Origin of the sequence: Paraburkholderia sp. GAS448 (genome assembly GCF_050435685.1) — a bacterium.
Lineage (GTDB): Bacteria > Pseudomonadota > Gammaproteobacteria > Burkholderiales > Burkholderiaceae > Paraburkholderia.
Genome location: NZ_JBNDKT010000008.1, coordinates 184,053 through 197,308, shown reverse-complemented (window position 1 = coordinate 197,308; position 13,256 = coordinate 184,053). Strand labels below are relative to the sequence as shown.

The window sequence follows — 13,256 nt, the reverse complement described above, 5'->3', positions numbered from 1 at the left end:
TTCGGCCCCGTAGCGGGAGGGCTATTCGAACCAGTTCAATCATGGTCAACCATTTTTTATTAGAATGGTTAACCAGACGACAAATGCCGGATATTCGTGTCAGTGCATGTGTGCGGTGCCCAGAGTGGAGCTACCGGAGTGCGCAGCTACAATGCCGCCTGACATCGCCACGCCGGCTTACCCGATTTGCATCCATGGCCTCACGCACCCGCTCGTCTTCAACCACCGCCGCGCCGCCATCAGGCGATGCCGCTGACGTGTCCACTTCTGTCGAAGCGCGCATTTACGCGTCGATCACCTCGGCGTTGTTGCAGGGCAGATTGCGGCCCGGCGCGCAGCTCGTGGAGCGCGATCTGGCGGCTGCGTTCGGTTGCACGCGCGGGGCGTTGCGCAAGGTGCTCGTCAGGCTGGGGTTCGAAGGGAAGCTCGTGCTGGAAGCGAACCGCGGCGCATTTGTACCGTCGCCTTCCGAAGAGGATATCCGGCAGGTGTATCGCGCGCGGCAGATCGTCGAGGCGGGGATCGTCGCATCGCTGTGCGGCGAGCTGTCGGCGCAGCAAAAGCGCCGTCTGAACGCGCATGTGCGCAGTGAAGAGAAAGCGCAGCGCGATGGACGTGTCGATGATGCGGTGCGTCTTGCGGGGCAGTTTCACGTACTGCTCACCGAACTCGCGGGCGGCACGGAGCTGCTCGGTCTCGTGTCGCAGCTCGTCGCGAAGACTGAACTGTACAAGGCGCTCTACGACCCTTCGAAGGGCTCGACCTGTGCCGGGGATGAACACGCGCAGATCATCGAAGCGCTCGATGGCGGCAACCTCGAAGCGGCGCTCGGCGTCATGCGTGCGCACCTTGCCGAACTGGAGGAACGTGTCGTGCAGCAGGTCCGGCTGCATTCCCGCGACGATCTCAGCGCCGTCTTCAGCCAATGAAAAACGCGGCATGGGATCCATGCCGCGTGTCGTTTAGAGCGCTGCGCGCTCAGTGCGAGATGCGCTCCAGTTCGAGCCCTTTCGCCGCACGATGCCCCAGGCCGCGATCAAAGCGAGCGAGATGCCGGGCGGCGATGCGGTACCGCTGGCATGCGGCGCTCGCGCTCCTCAAGCCCGCCAGGACGCGCTGAATCGCGCTTGAGCGGACTCGCCAAAGCGCGTCAAACGGGCTGGACAACGGTGTTGCAAGTACCAAGGGTTGCGGCGGCAACCGGATTGAATCCAGGATTAAAGCGCCGGCATGCGCCGGGACAAACCGCCGCCAGTCGGCTTTAGCGCCGACGGAATTGCGAGCTGCGGGCTGCGCCGCCGCCACCACCACTGCGCTCGTCCTTGTGGCGGAAATTGATACGGCCCTTCGTCAGGTCATAGACCGACAGTTCGAGCGTCACGCGGTCGCCCGCGAGGATACGGATGTGATTCTTGCGCATGCGGCCGGACGCGTATGCGCCTACCACGACGCCATTGTCGAGCGTCACGCGGTAACGGCTATCCGGAAGTACTTCGTCGACGATACCGTCCAGTTCAAGCAGTTCTTCTTTCGCCATGCATAGCTCCTGGTCAATGAGAGGGGGTCGCTTCGCTCGAATGCCGACGAAGCGTGTAATGCCGGTTATACGTTGGCGGGCGGCGCGTCGAGGTGGCGTGCGCCCGTCGTGCGGATCGAAACGATGCCGCTTAAAGGTCGGCTACCGACTGGCCGTCCACACGGCCGTCGATCAGCTGTTCGGCGTGCGCCATGCACGCAATACGCGCCTTGCCCGTGCCTTCGAACGGCCACAGATGCGGCAGCCGGAAGACGCGGCCGTCGGCCGACGGATTCGCGCCGACGCGGCAGATACGCACCGACGCTTCATAGCCGGCGTCGGGGTTGCGGCTCGTCTGGCCGTCTGCGGGACGGCGCGGATAGACGAGCGGATGAATTTCAAAGCCTTTGTAGGTCCTGACAGCTTGAGTCATAAAACACATGTCCTGTAATACTGGCCGCCGCACCCTGCGCATGGACGCGCGGGAACGGCCGACCCGGCGGCGCAGCCAGACAACGGCGCGCTGCCACGGAAAAAGAATGGCGCCAGCCCGATTCAACGAAGCTTGCGCTCAGTTGCACTTGCTTGCGCTTAGCCGCGGCGATTCGCGGATTCGATGGAGAAGAAACACGCCGATGCCGCGTGGGCACTGGGCGCATGAAAAGCTGCACAACTCGCGACAGCGAATGCGCGGTGCGCATTGCCAGAGTGACGGGATCGCCGACGGGCGGCGGTCGAACTGTCGGGGGTACTGCGGAGATGCCGATTGAAAGCTCCGGTACTGCAAATCCGGAATACAGCTATACCAATATGATGCACTAAATAGGCCCCATTGGATAGCAAAAAGTTTCCTGCGCCGCCAAATGGCGGCGAACGCGTTCTACTGGGCGCCCCAGGGCGGCGGGGCCGGAGCGGGGCAGGCCCGCTGCCCGGCCAGGGCGACTGCGTCGCGAATCGAGCTTCAGCTGGCTCTGGCGGGCTGCCGTTTTTTCAGTTCACGCGACGCGGCAAGCGGAATCCGGGCGTCGTCCCAAGCCGCGAGCCATTCGACTTCCTTCGCGGTGAAAACCTGTCCGTGATTGCGCAGCGCGTACTGCAGCGAATCGATGATACGGTTGCGGATGATTTCGGGCGTGCCTTCGTCGTCGAGCACGGCACGAAACGCTTCAAGCGTGGCCATCGTGTCGCTCCGGAAACTGGATTGGCTTCTTATCGCACGCCAATAGTGATGCGCCAACCGGACAAAATTCCCGCGCGCCGGCGAGCACGTCAGCGCGCGGTTGCTTTTAGGCCGGGGATCCCGGTGACAGCGACGTTACTCGAACCGTTCCGGGCGGTACGGACGCACATCGGTGAAGGGCGTGGCGCCCGTCATCATTTCCGCCAGCAGGCGTCCCGTGACGGGGCCAAGCGTGAGGCCGTGATGGTTGTGGCCGAAGGCGAACCACAGGCCGCGATGCCGCGTCGCGGGGCCGATTACCGGCCGCATGTCCGGCGTACACGGCCGCATGCCGAGCCATGGCGCCGGGTCGATGCGCGCCCCCAGGCCGAAGACCGGTTTCGCGAAACGTTCCGCCCGCTCGAGCTGGATGCCCGTCGGCGGCGCGCCGCGCTTCGCGATTTCGACGCCGGTAGTGAGCCGTAGACGCCCTTGCATCGGCGCGATCACATAACCCTTCTCGGTATCGACGACCGGTACCGACAGAATCTGGCGCTCTGGCTGGTAGTGCATGTGATAGCCGCGTTTCGCGCGCAGCGGGATGCGGTAGCCGAGGGGCGCGAAGACCGTGTCCGACCACGGCCCGAGCGCGACGACAACCTCCTTCGCGCTGATCCGGCCCGCCGAGGTCTGCACGGTCCAGGCGTCGCCTTCAGCGCGCACGGTAGTCGCATCGCCGGTGAAGAGCGTGCCGCCGCCCGCCTCGAAGAGGCGCGCGTAACCTTTCGTCAGTTCGCCCGGGGTCGCGACGCTCTTCGGGTCCTGCCAATGCAGCGCGCCGCAAAAGCCTTCGGCGATGCCAGGTTCGCGCGCACGTAGCGTAGCGCTATCGAGGGACGTCATCCGCAGGCCGTTCTCGCGCGCGGAGACTTCAGCGGCAGCGGCTTCGGTGTCGAATTCGGTCTGGGTACGAAACGCCTCGATCCAGCCGCCGTCGTGGACGAGAGCGCCGAGGCCGGCGCGCGCGATCAGCGCGTCGTGTTCAGTCACGCTTTGCCGGATCAGCGGCAGCATGTCCCGCGCGGCGGCGGCGAGCCGTTGCGGCGACGAATGCCACCAGAAGCGCGCGAGCCACGATGCATACGACGGGATGGCCTTGTAGTCCCAGTAGAGATCGGTCGACTGGTTGCGCGCATAGCGCAGCAGCGTACCGAGACGGCGCGGAAAGCCATACGGCACGACCGACGAGCGCTCGATCAACCCGGCATTGCCGAAACTGGTTTCCTCCCCGGGGCCGCGCCGGTCGACGAGCGCGACGCGCCGCCCGCGGTCCTGCAGATGCAGCGCCGACGATACGCCGACGATGCCGGCCCCCAGTACGATCACGTCGAAATCCATAGACTCGCTTATCCGTTTCAGCCGTCGGGCGACTCAGGTGCGCCGCCAGAAAAAATATGCTTCGAGGCGCATGCACGCGCCTCGAAGCTGTCGACTCTAAATCAGGGTCGGGCTACTTCGCAATGATGTCGCGCTTGAAATACTTCTGCGACAGCGAGCTCAGCGTGCCGTCCTTCTTCAGCGAATCGAGCGCGGCGTCGACCTTCGTCTTCAATGCCTGATCGCCCTTGCGCAGACCGAGACCGGTGCCTTCGCCGAGCGTCGCCGGATCGTGCAGCGGCTCGCCGAGGATCGCGTAGTCACGCGCTTCAGGCTTGCCAAGGAAGCCGTCCTGCACCGTCTGCGCTTCCTGCACCGCAGCGTCGAGCCGGCCGGCGATGAGGTCGGAATAAACCTGGTCCTGATCCTGATACGAGACCACCGAAACACCTGCGTTCGCCCAGTGCGCCTTCAGAAAGTCCTCCTGCGACGACCCTTGCAGCACACCCACACGCTTGCCCTGCAGGTTCTTCACGTCCGGCAGCAGTTTCGAATCGCGCTTCGCGACCATCACGATCGGCACGACATAGACCGCCGGCGTGAAATCGATGCTCTGCTTGCGCTTGTCGGTGATGTTCATCGCCGAGTTGATGACGTCGAACTTGCGTGCCTGCAACGCCGGGATCAGGCCGTCGAACGCGTTTTCGACCCAGACACACTTCACATTCATCTTCTTGCAGACGGCATTGCCGACATCGATGTCGAAGCCTTGCAGTTGACCCGATGGGCTCTTGCTTTCGAACGGGGGATAGGCGGCTTCAACGCCGAAACGCAGCGTGCCGCTGGATTCGGCGTGGGCGACGCCGGCGATGCTCGCGAACGCGAGGGCGATGCAAAGGGAAGGCTTCAGGTTCATGACGGTTCCTGGCATGGGTTGGGAAAGGCGAAATCGGACGGAGCTGGGCGTCTGTGGCGGGAGGCGGCTTCATCGCATGGATCAAATATAGACTAAAAGTCTATTATAGACTATAAGGGATGCACCTGATAAGTGTTGTTATAAGTCTAAAATAGACTTAAAGTCTCTATAACGTCCATTCACCAATATTCCGCAAGCGGTATCGATCTGGAGAAGTCCGCCATGAGCAGCAACGAAAAAACCGTTCCATTGATCGTCGATGAACAGGCTGTGCAGAGCGCGTTGCCCTCACTGGATGTGCGTCGCGCGCTGACGCAGATGTTTCGCGAACTGGGGAGCGGCAACGCAGTGCAGCCGCCGCAGACGCTGACGCTCTTTCCCGCCGATGCCGGCGATTTCATCACCTATCTCGGCGCCATCGCCGAGGCGAAGGTGTTCGGCGCCAAGCTGTCGCCGTACATCGTCACCGGCGGGAGCCCGATCGTGACTGCGTGGACGGCGCTGATGTCGATGGAAACCGGGCAGCCGTTGATCTGGTGCGACGCGGGGCTGCTCACGACGGAGCGCACCGCAGGCGCCACCGCGCTTGCCGTCGATCATCTCGCGCGCGCCGACGCGCGGCGACTGGCGATCATCGGGGCCGGCGCGGTGGGGCAGGCGCACCTGCGGCACGTCGCGCGGCTGCGTGCGTGGGAATCGATCAGCGTGTTTTCGCCGGATTTGCCCCACGACGCGGCGAAACGCGCGGCGATTGCAGCAATCGAGCCGCGCGCGACCATCAGCGAGAGCATCGAGGCATGCGTGCGCGATGCCGACGTGGTGATGCTGTGTACGTCCTCGGGTACGCCGGTGCTGTCCGATGGCATGTTGACGAAGCCGGCGCTGATCACGTCGATCAGCACGAACGTCGCGAACGCGCATGAAATTCCGCCGGCCTGGCTGCCGGACATTGACGTCTATTGCGACTACCGCCGCACCACGCCTGGCAGCGCCGGCGAGATGAAGCTCGCCGCCGAACGGCACGGATGGACGGCTGCGAGCGTCGTGGGCGATCTGCCGGAACTGGTGTGCGGCACGTGTGAGAAGCCGTCGTACCGCAAGCATGCATTTTTCCGCTCGATCGGGCTCGGGCTGGAGGACGTGGCGATTGCGTACGAGTTGCTGCGGCATCTGACCCACGGAGAGCGCGCTTGACAGAAATGACGGGGGTGTCCAGGATTCCAGCGCGCCTGTGAACGCCGTTTGATTGGCGTAGTGCGCGCCGAACCCGCCCACAGCACTTAAAGAAGGTTGCGATAACCATGCGCAAGAAAAAGACTTCCCCCGTCAAGGATCTGCTGCTGAACCGCTACGCGCCGATCGCGGACGGTATCGCGACGCTCTTTTTTCCGTACGCCGAGGTCGTGATTCACGATCTGCATGACCAGACCGTGCTGTATCTGGCGAACAATCTGTCGAAGCGCGAAGTCGGCGACGACTCGGCGCTGGAGGAAATCGATCACGCCGCGCGCGAGCGCGTGATCGGCCCGTACGAGAAGCTGAACTGGGATGGCCGGCGCATGCGCTGCGTGAGCAACGTGCTGTTCGACGATCGCGGCGAACCGGCCGGCATGATGTGCATCAACTTCAATATCGCGGTGTTCGAGGACGTGCGCTCGACGCTCGATCTTTTCATCAAGGGCGCGGGCATCGTCGCGCAGCCGGACGAACTGTTCCGCGACGACTGGCAGGACCGCATCAACACGTTTCTGCATGCCTGGCTGCGCGAGCGGCAGATCGGCCTCAATTCGCTGACCCGCGATCATCGTCGTGAACTGGTGGAGGCGTTGTATGCCGAAGGCGCATTCCGTGGCAAGAGCACGGCGAATTACGTCGCGGCAGTGCTCGGTATGGGGCGCGCGACGGTATACAAGCATTTGAAGCAGATGAAAGAGAGCGGGATCTGAAGCGGCGCGGCCGCAACACTCTCCTGGCATTTTTCCGCTAACCGGTTCAATCGAAGAGGGAAAACCCGTGCGTTTTCAGCACTACAAGGGCGGCATTTACGAGCTGGTCTGCGAGGCGACGCTCGAGTCGGACCCGACGGTCACCATGATCGTCTACCGGGCGGCCAATGGTACGATCTGGACACGTCCAGCTTCGGTGTTCTTCGAGCTGGTCGAGCGCGACGGCACACTGGTGCCGCGCTTCAAACCGATCGATTGATCCCGCGCGCCAGGCGTCCCGGCGCGCCGTATCGAAGGAGAAACAGGAATGCGTCTATTGCTTGCCCTCATCGTGCCGTGGTTTCAGTTCTTCACGATTGGGCGTCCGCTTGCCGGGATCATCTGCCTGATCCTGCAACTGACGATCATCGGCTGGATTCCGGCTGCGATCTGGTCCGTCTATGCGCTCAGCCAGTACAACACCGACCGCAAGATCGAGCGCGCACTGGGGCCACGGCCCTGATTCAAGGGTGCCGGCGCCGCTCAGATTTCCGTCGCGTCCGGCACATCAATGACGAGATCCGACTCCGCGATCGCGACGCAGGGCAGGATAAAGCCCTCAGCCTTTTCCTCCTTGCTCAAACCCGGCCATTCGATCGTATACCGCACTCGGCCTGCGCTCATGTGGCACATGCAGGTCCGGCACGTGCCATTGCGGCACGACCTCGGCAAACGCAAACCCTCAAAGCTGGCGGCTTCCAGAATGGTGAGCGACTCGGGCGCTTCGAAGGTGCGTCCCGACGGTTCGACGCGGACGGCAAAAACCCGGCAGGCGGGGACGGGAGAGGAGTTTTCGGACATCTTTCCGGAAGTACGTGGTGAGGCGCGTGGCCGCTTTCAGTCGCGGCTTCGCAAGCAGCACACGTAGCATACCTGGCCCAACCGCCGCGCGCCACGTGCGTCAATGTGCGGGGCGCTGGCGCAGATAGCGGTAGATGGTATTGCGCGCAAGCCCCAGTTCGCGCGCGGTCGCGGAGACGTTGCCGCCGTGACGCGTCAGCGTCTGTTCGATCAGCGTCGTCTGCACGTCCTGCATGCGGGACGGTGCGGCAGGCGGCGCGTTCCGGGGTTGCGCAGCGTCGACCCGAACGGGATCGACACAAGGCGCAGCGTCGCAATCCTGCAGGAAATCCTCCGGCAGATGCTCGACGCCGATCTCGTCTTCGCCTTCGGCCATGATGCCCGCCGTGCGCAGCACGTTCGCGAGTTGCCGCAGGTTCCCCGGCCAGCGGCAACGGGTAAACCGTTCAAGGACGGCAGCGGAGACGCGCAACGGCACGGCGTCGCTGTCGCGCTGCAATTCGAGAATCCGCGTGACCAGTACGCACAGATCCGACCGCTCGACGAGCGCGGGCAAGGTCACGACCAGCCCGTTGATCCGGTAGTACAGGTCTTCCCTGAACGTGCCCGCTTCGATCATCGCTCGCAGGTTGCGGTGGGTCGCGCAGACGACGCGCAGATCGACGGGAATCGCGCGCGTGCCGCCGAGCGGCACGACGGTGCGTTCCTGCAGCACGCGCATCAGGCGCACCTGCTGCGCAAGCGGCATGTCGCCGATTTCATCGAGAAACAGGGTGCCGCCGTCGGCCTGGACGATTTTGCCGACGCTGCCGCGCTTTTTCGCCCCCGTGAATGCGCCGTCTTCGTAGCCGAACAGTTCGGCTTCGATCAGCGTATCCGGCAGCGATGCACAGTTCACCGCGACGAACGGCGCATCGCGGCGCGGTGATTCGTGATGGATCGCGCGCGCGAGCCACTCCTTGCCGGTACCTGTGCGGCCGAGCACCAGAATGGGAATGTCGCGGCCGCGCACCTTTTCGACCCGCCGGAGCACCGCGGCCATCTGCGCATCGCCGGTATCGAGCGTCTCGAACGTAACGCTGGCTGCGGGGTGCGGCGCACCACGCGCTCTCGCCGGCCGCAGGCCGATCTCGCCCTCCGTGTCGGCTGAGGCCGGGCGGAACACCTGCCGGACGGCCGCCGCCGCATAGTCGCTGCGAGCGATGACGCGCACGCCGCTCGGCAGGGTCAGCGTGACGCATTCGCCGGGTTTGCGGGCCGTGTGCTGCAACAGCGCGGCGAGCGGCATGCCGAAAAGCTCGGGGAACGTCTGCCGCTGCAGCGTCGCGAGCGGCTGCCCGAACTGGAACAGCGCACTGCGGTTCGCGGACAGAAACGTGCCGTCCGGTGCGAATGCGGCGAGCCCTTCGAACAGCGTGCCGATGAATTCGGCGCGCGCATGAAAGTGGATGCGGATCACGTCCGCGAACTGGTTGGCGAACAGATGGTTTTCGATCATCTGCGCGGACATCCGCACCAGCGCCAGCGTGTGCTTGTGAAAGCCGCGCGTGTCGCCGCTGACGTCGAGCGCGCCGATCGTGCGGCCAAACGGATCGACGATGGGGGCGCACGAGCAGGTGAGGATGTGATTCGCGTGCAGAAAATGCTCGTCGGCGTGCACGACGGTCGGTTGCCCGTCGACGAGTGCCGTCCCGATCGCGTTCGTGCCGCGATCCGCTTCCGCCCACGACACGCCGGGGCACAGCGCGACGCGATTCGCCTTTTCGACGAAATCGCTGTCGCCGAGGCTGTGCAGGATCACGCCGTGGTTGTCGGTGAGCAGCACCATGCTTTGCGTATCGACGATCTGCGCGTGCAGCGTCTCCATGACCGGCAGCGCATGCGTGTACAGCGAGTGATTGCGCTCGACGAGTTCGCGCAGCACCGGACGGCGCAACGGATGGAAATCGGGCGTCTCAGATTTGCGCAGGCCAACCCGGAGCGAGCGCGCATGAGCCTGCGCAATCACGTCGGGCCGGCCCGCCACGGGGGGCGTGGCGGAACGATGGGTCACTGCATGTCTCCGGTTTGTCTCCCTACGCAGGCGAGGTGCGGTGCCTCGCCCGGCATCCATGGCTTTTGTTGCGCACTGCAACAGGAACGCACGGTGAGTGTCCATCATACAAGATGCACCGCCGCCGCGAACAGCACGATGCGCGGCGCTCCAATCTCACTTGCATTCCGGCGCGCAGGTGCAATGATTAAAGAGGATCAGAGAGTCAAAACGAGGAACATGGCAGGGACGCGCTCGCGCCGCGGCCCATGCAGGCGGTGCCAGCCTCGATCAGCGCCCGTTCGGGAGAACGTCATGGTGCGACTTGAAGCAAGGATAGTACTGGCCGCGATCGCGACGTTTGTCGCGCTGGCCGGCATAGCGGTGTCGATCCACGGCTTGTTGTACGACGATGACCAGGTGATGTGGTCGGGCGTCGTGGCGATTGGTCTCGGTATCGCCGCAATGGTCGTGATGCTCAACCCGTTGCGCAAGAAGAGCTCCTAGCCGCGCCCGTCGCCGGCAGCGGGATTGATGTGCCGGCGCGCAGGATTGCCGCTTCGTTGTGCACCACGACGGTGTACTTCGAAGGGAAAACTTGCGGCCTGCCGGAAGTCGTCTAAAGTGATGAAATCAGCCGTCGAGCGCGGATTGTTGCAAATCGTGCGGCTGTCGCCCGCGCATGCAGAGAATCGAGGAGGCGTTAAAAGCAGGCCTGCGCGACCCTCTGGACCATTCATCACCCTGAAGGCGATTCCCATGCAGATCATTTTCCTGAACGAAACCCCTGAGTATTCGGGGCGAGAACTGACCCTGGCGTTCCCGGCGATGGTCGATGGTGAAAGGGTGGAATGCATGATCACCGCAGAAGCACTCGAAGACCATTTTGGCGCGGCGTCGCCACGTCAGGAAGACATGATCGGCGCTTTCGATACGCATCGCGAACGAATCGAAGCCGCGACACGCCGGTTGCTGTCGGAAACGCGCGCGCAGTGTCTGGTGCTGCGCAGCGGTTATGTCCGCTTCTACGAGGCGAACTGGCGCAACTGACTCGAGCCGGGCATCATGAGACCGCCGCCGCGTGCACCGGGCGGCGCGTAGACCTCCGCGCGAAACGCGCACCCGCGATTTTCCCATCCTGACGGTTGCATCTTTGCAGGCGTCGTCCCGTCGGCACGCCCGGTTTGACCCGGACCCTGCCGCTCAAAGCATGCGCCGCAGCGTGCGATCCCTGAACACAAAGTGATGCGTGAGCGCGCGGAGGGCGTGCAGCCCGATTACGAAGTAGAACAAGACTTACTCGGCGCCGAGATAAAAGTAGCGGAACAGGAACACGGCGGCGATGATCCAGACCACCAGCTTCACCTTTCGCGCGTGCCCGGTCAGCAGCTTGAGCCCGGCGTATGAAATGAACCCGAACGCCACACCGTTCGCGATCGAATACGTGAACGGCATCAAAAGCGCGGTGAGCGCGGCCGGCACGACCTCGGTGGCGTCGTCCCACGGCAGATCCGCCATCTCGCGCAGCATCAGGCACGACACGTACAGCAGCGCGGGCGCCGTCGCGTAACCCGGCACGACCCCGGCGAGCGGCGCGAAGAACAGCGATGCCAGAAACAGCACGGCGACGGTGATCGCCGTCACGCCTGTACGACCGCCAGCCTGCACGCCCGATGCGCTTTCGATATAGGCCGTCGTCGACGACGTTCCCAGCATCGAACCCGCCAGAATCGCGGTGCTATCCGCGAGCAGCGCCTTGTTCAGACGATGCATCTTGCCCTCGACCAGCAGGCCGGCGCGATTGGCGACCCCCATCAGCGTGCCGGTCGCATCGAACAGTTCGACGAGGAAGAACACGAGCACGACATTGAGCACGCCGGTCGACAGCGCAGCGCGGATATCGAGTTGAAACAGCGTGGGCACGATCGACGGGGGCGCCGACACCACGCCGTTGAACTGGTTGCCCCCAAAGAAGAAGCTGAGGATCGTCACGCCGACGATGCCGATCAGGATCGCGCCGCGCACGCGCAGAAAATCGAGCGTGACGATTGCGAAGAAGCCGATGATCGCGAGGATCGCGTGCGGGTCGTGCAGATTGCCGATGGTGACGAGCGTCGCCGGATTGCCGACCACGACGCCGGCGGCCTTGAGCGAAATGATCGCGAGGAAAAGCCCGATGCCGGCCGTGATCGCGATGCGGATCGAATGCGGGATGCCGTTGACGATTACTTCGCGTACGCGAAACAGCGTGACGATCATGAACAGGCAGCCCGAGATGAAGACCGCGCCGAGCGCCGCCTGCCACGTGAATCCCATCCCCTTGACAACGGTGTACGCGAAATAGGCGTTCAGGCCCATGCCTGGCGCGCAGGCGATCGGGTAGTTTGCGTACAGCCCCATGATCAGCGTGCCGAGCGCGGCGACGAGGCAGGTCGCGACGAATACGGCATCTTTAGGCATCCCCGCATCGCCGAGAATCGCTGGATTCACGAAGATGATGTAGGCCATCGTGAGAAAGGTCGTCACGCCGGCGAGCACCTCCGTACGCAGATTGGTGCCCGCTTCGTCGAAGCCGAAGTAGCGTTTGATGGAGTCCATGAGTCGCGCCTCTCGTTATTGCTGAGTTGTCTTCTTGTGAGGGTCGGCCGGAACGGGGCCGGTGCAATGCAGTCGGCCCTTGCCGCAGGGCTACGGGCGGATTGTAAACACGAATGTCCGTCAGGTGCCGCATCGGCGTGCGCCGCGTGGAGCCACTGCAACACGCGGTTGACGTGCATCAGCCGTCGTGCGGGTGGTGCGGGCCGGGGACGGCAGGCGCGTTGCCCTGCTGCGCAGCGGGGCGTTTGACGTGGCGGGCCAGCCAGCGGTCGAGTTCGGCGGCAAAGGTTCGGCTGTCGCGTGCGCTGAAAGCCGGCGGGCCGCCGGTATCGACGCCGCTGCTGCGCAACTGGTCGAGCATCGAGCGCATGCGCAGGCGCTCTTCGATGGTGTCGCGGGTGTACCAGTTGCCGCGCGGATCGAGCGCGTGGGCGTTTTTCGCGAGCACGGCGGCGGCAAGCGGGATATCGGCGGTAATCACGAGGTCGCCTGCCGCGACGCGTTCGGCGATCAGGTCGTCGGCGGCGTCGAAGCCGGCCGGCACCTGGATCGCGCGGATCAACGGCGACGGCGGCACCCGCAGGAACTGGTTCGCCACCAGCGTGACCGCGATACCGACTCGACGTGCGGCGCGAAACAGCATGTCCTTGATCACGACGGGACAGGCGTCCGCGTCTACCCAGATTTGCATCGAGTCGGCTTCAGGTGTCGAAGGGGCGTGATGATAACCCGCTGGAGGATAGCGCGGCCCGGCAGAAGGAGCGGCGCTCGCGCGTGCTGCGATGAGTGCAGCGCGAATGACGCATGAGCCTGGCGCGGCTCGATCGTATACAGCGGCGCGTAAAACGTGGGGGCGTCGGCTTCATGCTGAT

The 13,256-nt window shown here is 64.0% G+C and carries 17 protein-coding genes and 1 pseudogene; 7 read left to right on the top strand and 11 right to left on the bottom strand.

What is annotated here, in order from left to right:
• Positions 1 to 194: 194 nt before the first annotated feature.
• Positions 195 to 929, top strand: coding sequence for a GntR family transcriptional regulator (locus P3T23_RS17570; RefSeq protein WP_429317425.1), 735 nt, complete (start codon positions 195 to 197; stop codon positions 927 to 929).
• Positions 930 to 1,261: 332 nt separating this feature from the next.
• On the opposite strand, the gene infA is transcribed toward P3T23_RS17570, so the two are convergent.
• The 5 genes from infA to P3T23_RS17545 form a co-directional block, all read right to left on the bottom strand.
• A complete protein-coding gene (gene infA / locus P3T23_RS17565; protein ID WP_133666667.1) occupies positions 1,262 to 1,537 on the bottom strand; it encodes a translation initiation factor IF-1 in 276 nt (91 codons plus the stop codon).
• A gap of 130 nt (positions 1,538 to 1,667) precedes the next feature.
• Positions 1,668 to 1,949: a hypothetical protein gene (locus P3T23_RS17560; RefSeq protein ID WP_429317424.1), complete on the bottom strand. Its 282-nt coding sequence runs from the start codon at positions 1,947 to 1,949 to the stop codon at positions 1,668 to 1,670.
• Positions 1,950 to 2,477: 528 nt separating this feature from the next.
• On the bottom strand, positions 2,478 to 2,696 hold the full coding sequence (locus P3T23_RS17555; protein ID WP_429317423.1) for a hypothetical protein: 219 nt from the start codon (positions 2,694 to 2,696) through the stop codon (positions 2,478 to 2,480).
• 135 nt (positions 2,697 to 2,831) lie between these two features.
• Positions 2,832 to 4,073, bottom strand: coding sequence for an NAD(P)/FAD-dependent oxidoreductase (locus P3T23_RS17550; protein ID WP_429317422.1), 1,242 nt, complete (start codon positions 4,071 to 4,073; stop codon positions 2,832 to 2,834).
• Between the two features lie 112 nt (positions 4,074 to 4,185).
• A complete protein-coding gene (locus tag P3T23_RS17545) occupies positions 4,186 to 4,968 on the bottom strand; it encodes an ABC transporter substrate-binding protein (protein ID WP_429317421.1) in 783 nt (260 codons plus the stop codon).
• Between the two features lie 222 nt (positions 4,969 to 5,190).
• Here P3T23_RS17545 and P3T23_RS17540 point away from each other — a divergent pair, with 222 nt between their 5' ends.
• From P3T23_RS17540 to P3T23_RS17525, 4 genes are all read left to right on the top strand, one after another.
• Positions 5,191 to 6,162, top strand: coding sequence for an ornithine cyclodeaminase family protein (locus P3T23_RS17540; protein ID WP_429317420.1), 972 nt, complete (start codon positions 5,191 to 5,193; stop codon positions 6,160 to 6,162).
• 107 nt (positions 6,163 to 6,269) lie between these two features.
• Entirely contained in the window at positions 6,270 to 6,914 is a 645-nt protein-coding gene (locus tag P3T23_RS17535) for a helix-turn-helix transcriptional regulator (protein WP_429317419.1), read from the top strand.
• 67 nt (positions 6,915 to 6,981) lie between these two features.
• Entirely contained in the window at positions 6,982 to 7,173 is a 192-nt protein-coding gene (locus tag P3T23_RS17530; RefSeq protein ID WP_429317418.1) for a DUF1653 domain-containing protein, read from the top strand.
• Between the two features lie 48 nt (positions 7,174 to 7,221).
• Positions 7,222 to 7,416, top strand: coding sequence for a YqaE/Pmp3 family membrane protein (locus P3T23_RS17525; RefSeq protein ID WP_429317417.1), 195 nt, complete (start codon positions 7,222 to 7,224; stop codon positions 7,414 to 7,416).
• Positions 7,417 to 7,436: 20 nt separating this feature from the next.
• Here P3T23_RS17525 and P3T23_RS17520 read toward each other — a convergent pair whose 3' ends face one another.
• Together P3T23_RS17520 and P3T23_RS17515 are read right to left on the bottom strand one after the other, a co-directional pair.
• Positions 7,437 to 7,754, bottom strand: a complete 318-nt coding sequence (locus tag P3T23_RS17520; RefSeq protein WP_429317416.1) for a 2Fe-2S iron-sulfur cluster-binding protein — start codon at positions 7,752 to 7,754, stop codon at positions 7,437 to 7,439.
• 100 nt (positions 7,755 to 7,854) lie between these two features.
• Positions 7,855 to 9,807, bottom strand: coding sequence for a sigma-54-dependent Fis family transcriptional regulator (locus tag P3T23_RS17515; protein WP_429317415.1), 1,953 nt, complete (start codon positions 9,805 to 9,807; stop codon positions 7,855 to 7,857).
• Positions 9,808 to 10,101: 294 nt separating this feature from the next.
• Between P3T23_RS17515 and P3T23_RS17510 the strand changes: the two genes are divergently transcribed.
• The gene (locus P3T23_RS17510; protein WP_429317414.1) at positions 10,102 to 10,293 is read left to right on the top strand and encodes a DUF2964 family protein; all 192 of its coding nucleotides are present in this window, start codon (positions 10,102 to 10,104) and stop codon (positions 10,291 to 10,293) included.
• On the opposite strand, the gene P3T23_RS17505 is transcribed toward P3T23_RS17510, so the two are convergent.
• Positions 10,290 to 10,547: a hypothetical protein gene (locus P3T23_RS17505; protein ID WP_429317413.1), complete on the bottom strand. Its 258-nt coding sequence runs from the start codon at positions 10,545 to 10,547 to the stop codon at positions 10,290 to 10,292. The two genes, P3T23_RS17510 and P3T23_RS17505, sit on opposite strands and share 4 nt — an antisense overlap.
• Here P3T23_RS17505 and P3T23_RS17500 point away from each other — a divergent pair.
• Complete coding sequence (locus tag P3T23_RS17500; RefSeq protein WP_133666679.1) at positions 10,546 to 10,836, top strand: DUF1488 domain-containing protein; 291 nt, start codon at positions 10,546 to 10,548, stop codon at positions 10,834 to 10,836. The genes P3T23_RS17505 and P3T23_RS17500 overlap by 2 nt on opposite strands.
• 153 nt (positions 10,837 to 10,989) lie before the next feature.
• Here P3T23_RS17500 and P3T23_RS17495 read toward each other — a convergent pair.
• From P3T23_RS17495 to P3T23_RS17485, 3 genes and pseudogenes are all read right to left on the bottom strand, one after another.
• Positions 10,990 to 11,079 (bottom strand): annotated as a pseudogene (locus tag P3T23_RS17495) (cytochrome b); the annotation flags it as partial.
• Between the two features lie 3 nt (positions 11,080 to 11,082).
• On the bottom strand, positions 11,083 to 12,384 hold the full coding sequence (locus P3T23_RS17490; RefSeq protein WP_429317412.1) for an NCS2 family permease: 1,302 nt from the start codon (positions 12,382 to 12,384) through the stop codon (positions 11,083 to 11,085).
• Between the two features lie 178 nt (positions 12,385 to 12,562).
• On the bottom strand, positions 12,563 to 13,075 hold the full coding sequence (locus P3T23_RS17485) for a YaiI/YqxD family protein (protein ID WP_429317411.1): 513 nt from the start codon (positions 13,073 to 13,075) through the stop codon (positions 12,563 to 12,565).
• Between the last annotated feature and the right edge of the window lie 181 nt (positions 13,076 to 13,256).

Coding starts and splice junctions, on each gene's coding strand:
- P3T23_RS17570 (WP_429317425.1), top strand. CDS start 195: ATGGCCTCACGCACCCGCTCGTCTTCAACCACCGCCGCGCCGCCATCA.
- infA (WP_133666667.1), bottom strand. CDS start 1,537: ATGGCGAAAGAAGAACTGCTTGAACTGGACGGTATCGTCGACGAAGTA.
- P3T23_RS17560 (WP_429317424.1), bottom strand. CDS start 1,949: ATGACTCAAGCTGTCAGGACCTACAAAGGCTTTGAAATTCATCCGCTC.
- P3T23_RS17555 (WP_429317423.1), bottom strand. CDS start 2,696: ATGGCCACGCTTGAAGCGTTTCGTGCCGTGCTCGACGACGAAGGCACG.
- P3T23_RS17550 (WP_429317422.1), bottom strand. CDS start 4,073: ATGGATTTCGACGTGATCGTACTGGGGGCCGGCATCGTCGGCGTATCG.
- P3T23_RS17545 (WP_429317421.1), bottom strand. CDS start 4,968: ATGAACCTGAAGCCTTCCCTTTGCATCGCCCTCGCGTTCGCGAGCATC.
- P3T23_RS17540 (WP_429317420.1), top strand. CDS start 5,191: ATGAGCAGCAACGAAAAAACCGTTCCATTGATCGTCGATGAACAGGCT.
- P3T23_RS17535 (WP_429317419.1), top strand. CDS start 6,270: ATGCGCAAGAAAAAGACTTCCCCCGTCAAGGATCTGCTGCTGAACCGC.
- P3T23_RS17525 (WP_429317417.1), top strand. CDS start 7,222: ATGCGTCTATTGCTTGCCCTCATCGTGCCGTGGTTTCAGTTCTTCACG.
- P3T23_RS17520 (WP_429317416.1), bottom strand. CDS start 7,754: ATGTCCGAAAACTCCTCTCCCGTCCCCGCCTGCCGGGTTTTTGCCGTC.
- P3T23_RS17510 (WP_429317414.1), top strand. CDS start 10,102: ATGGTGCGACTTGAAGCAAGGATAGTACTGGCCGCGATCGCGACGTTT.
- P3T23_RS17500 (WP_133666679.1), top strand. CDS start 10,546: ATGCAGATCATTTTCCTGAACGAAACCCCTGAGTATTCGGGGCGAGAA.
- P3T23_RS17505 (WP_429317413.1), bottom strand. CDS start 10,547: ATGGGAATCGCCTTCAGGGTGATGAATGGTCCAGAGGGTCGCGCAGGC.
- P3T23_RS17490 (WP_429317412.1), bottom strand. CDS start 12,384: ATGGACTCCATCAAACGCTACTTCGGCTTCGACGAAGCGGGCACCAAT.
- P3T23_RS17485 (WP_429317411.1), bottom strand. CDS start 13,075: ATGCAAATCTGGGTAGACGCGGACGCCTGTCCCGTCGTGATCAAGGAC.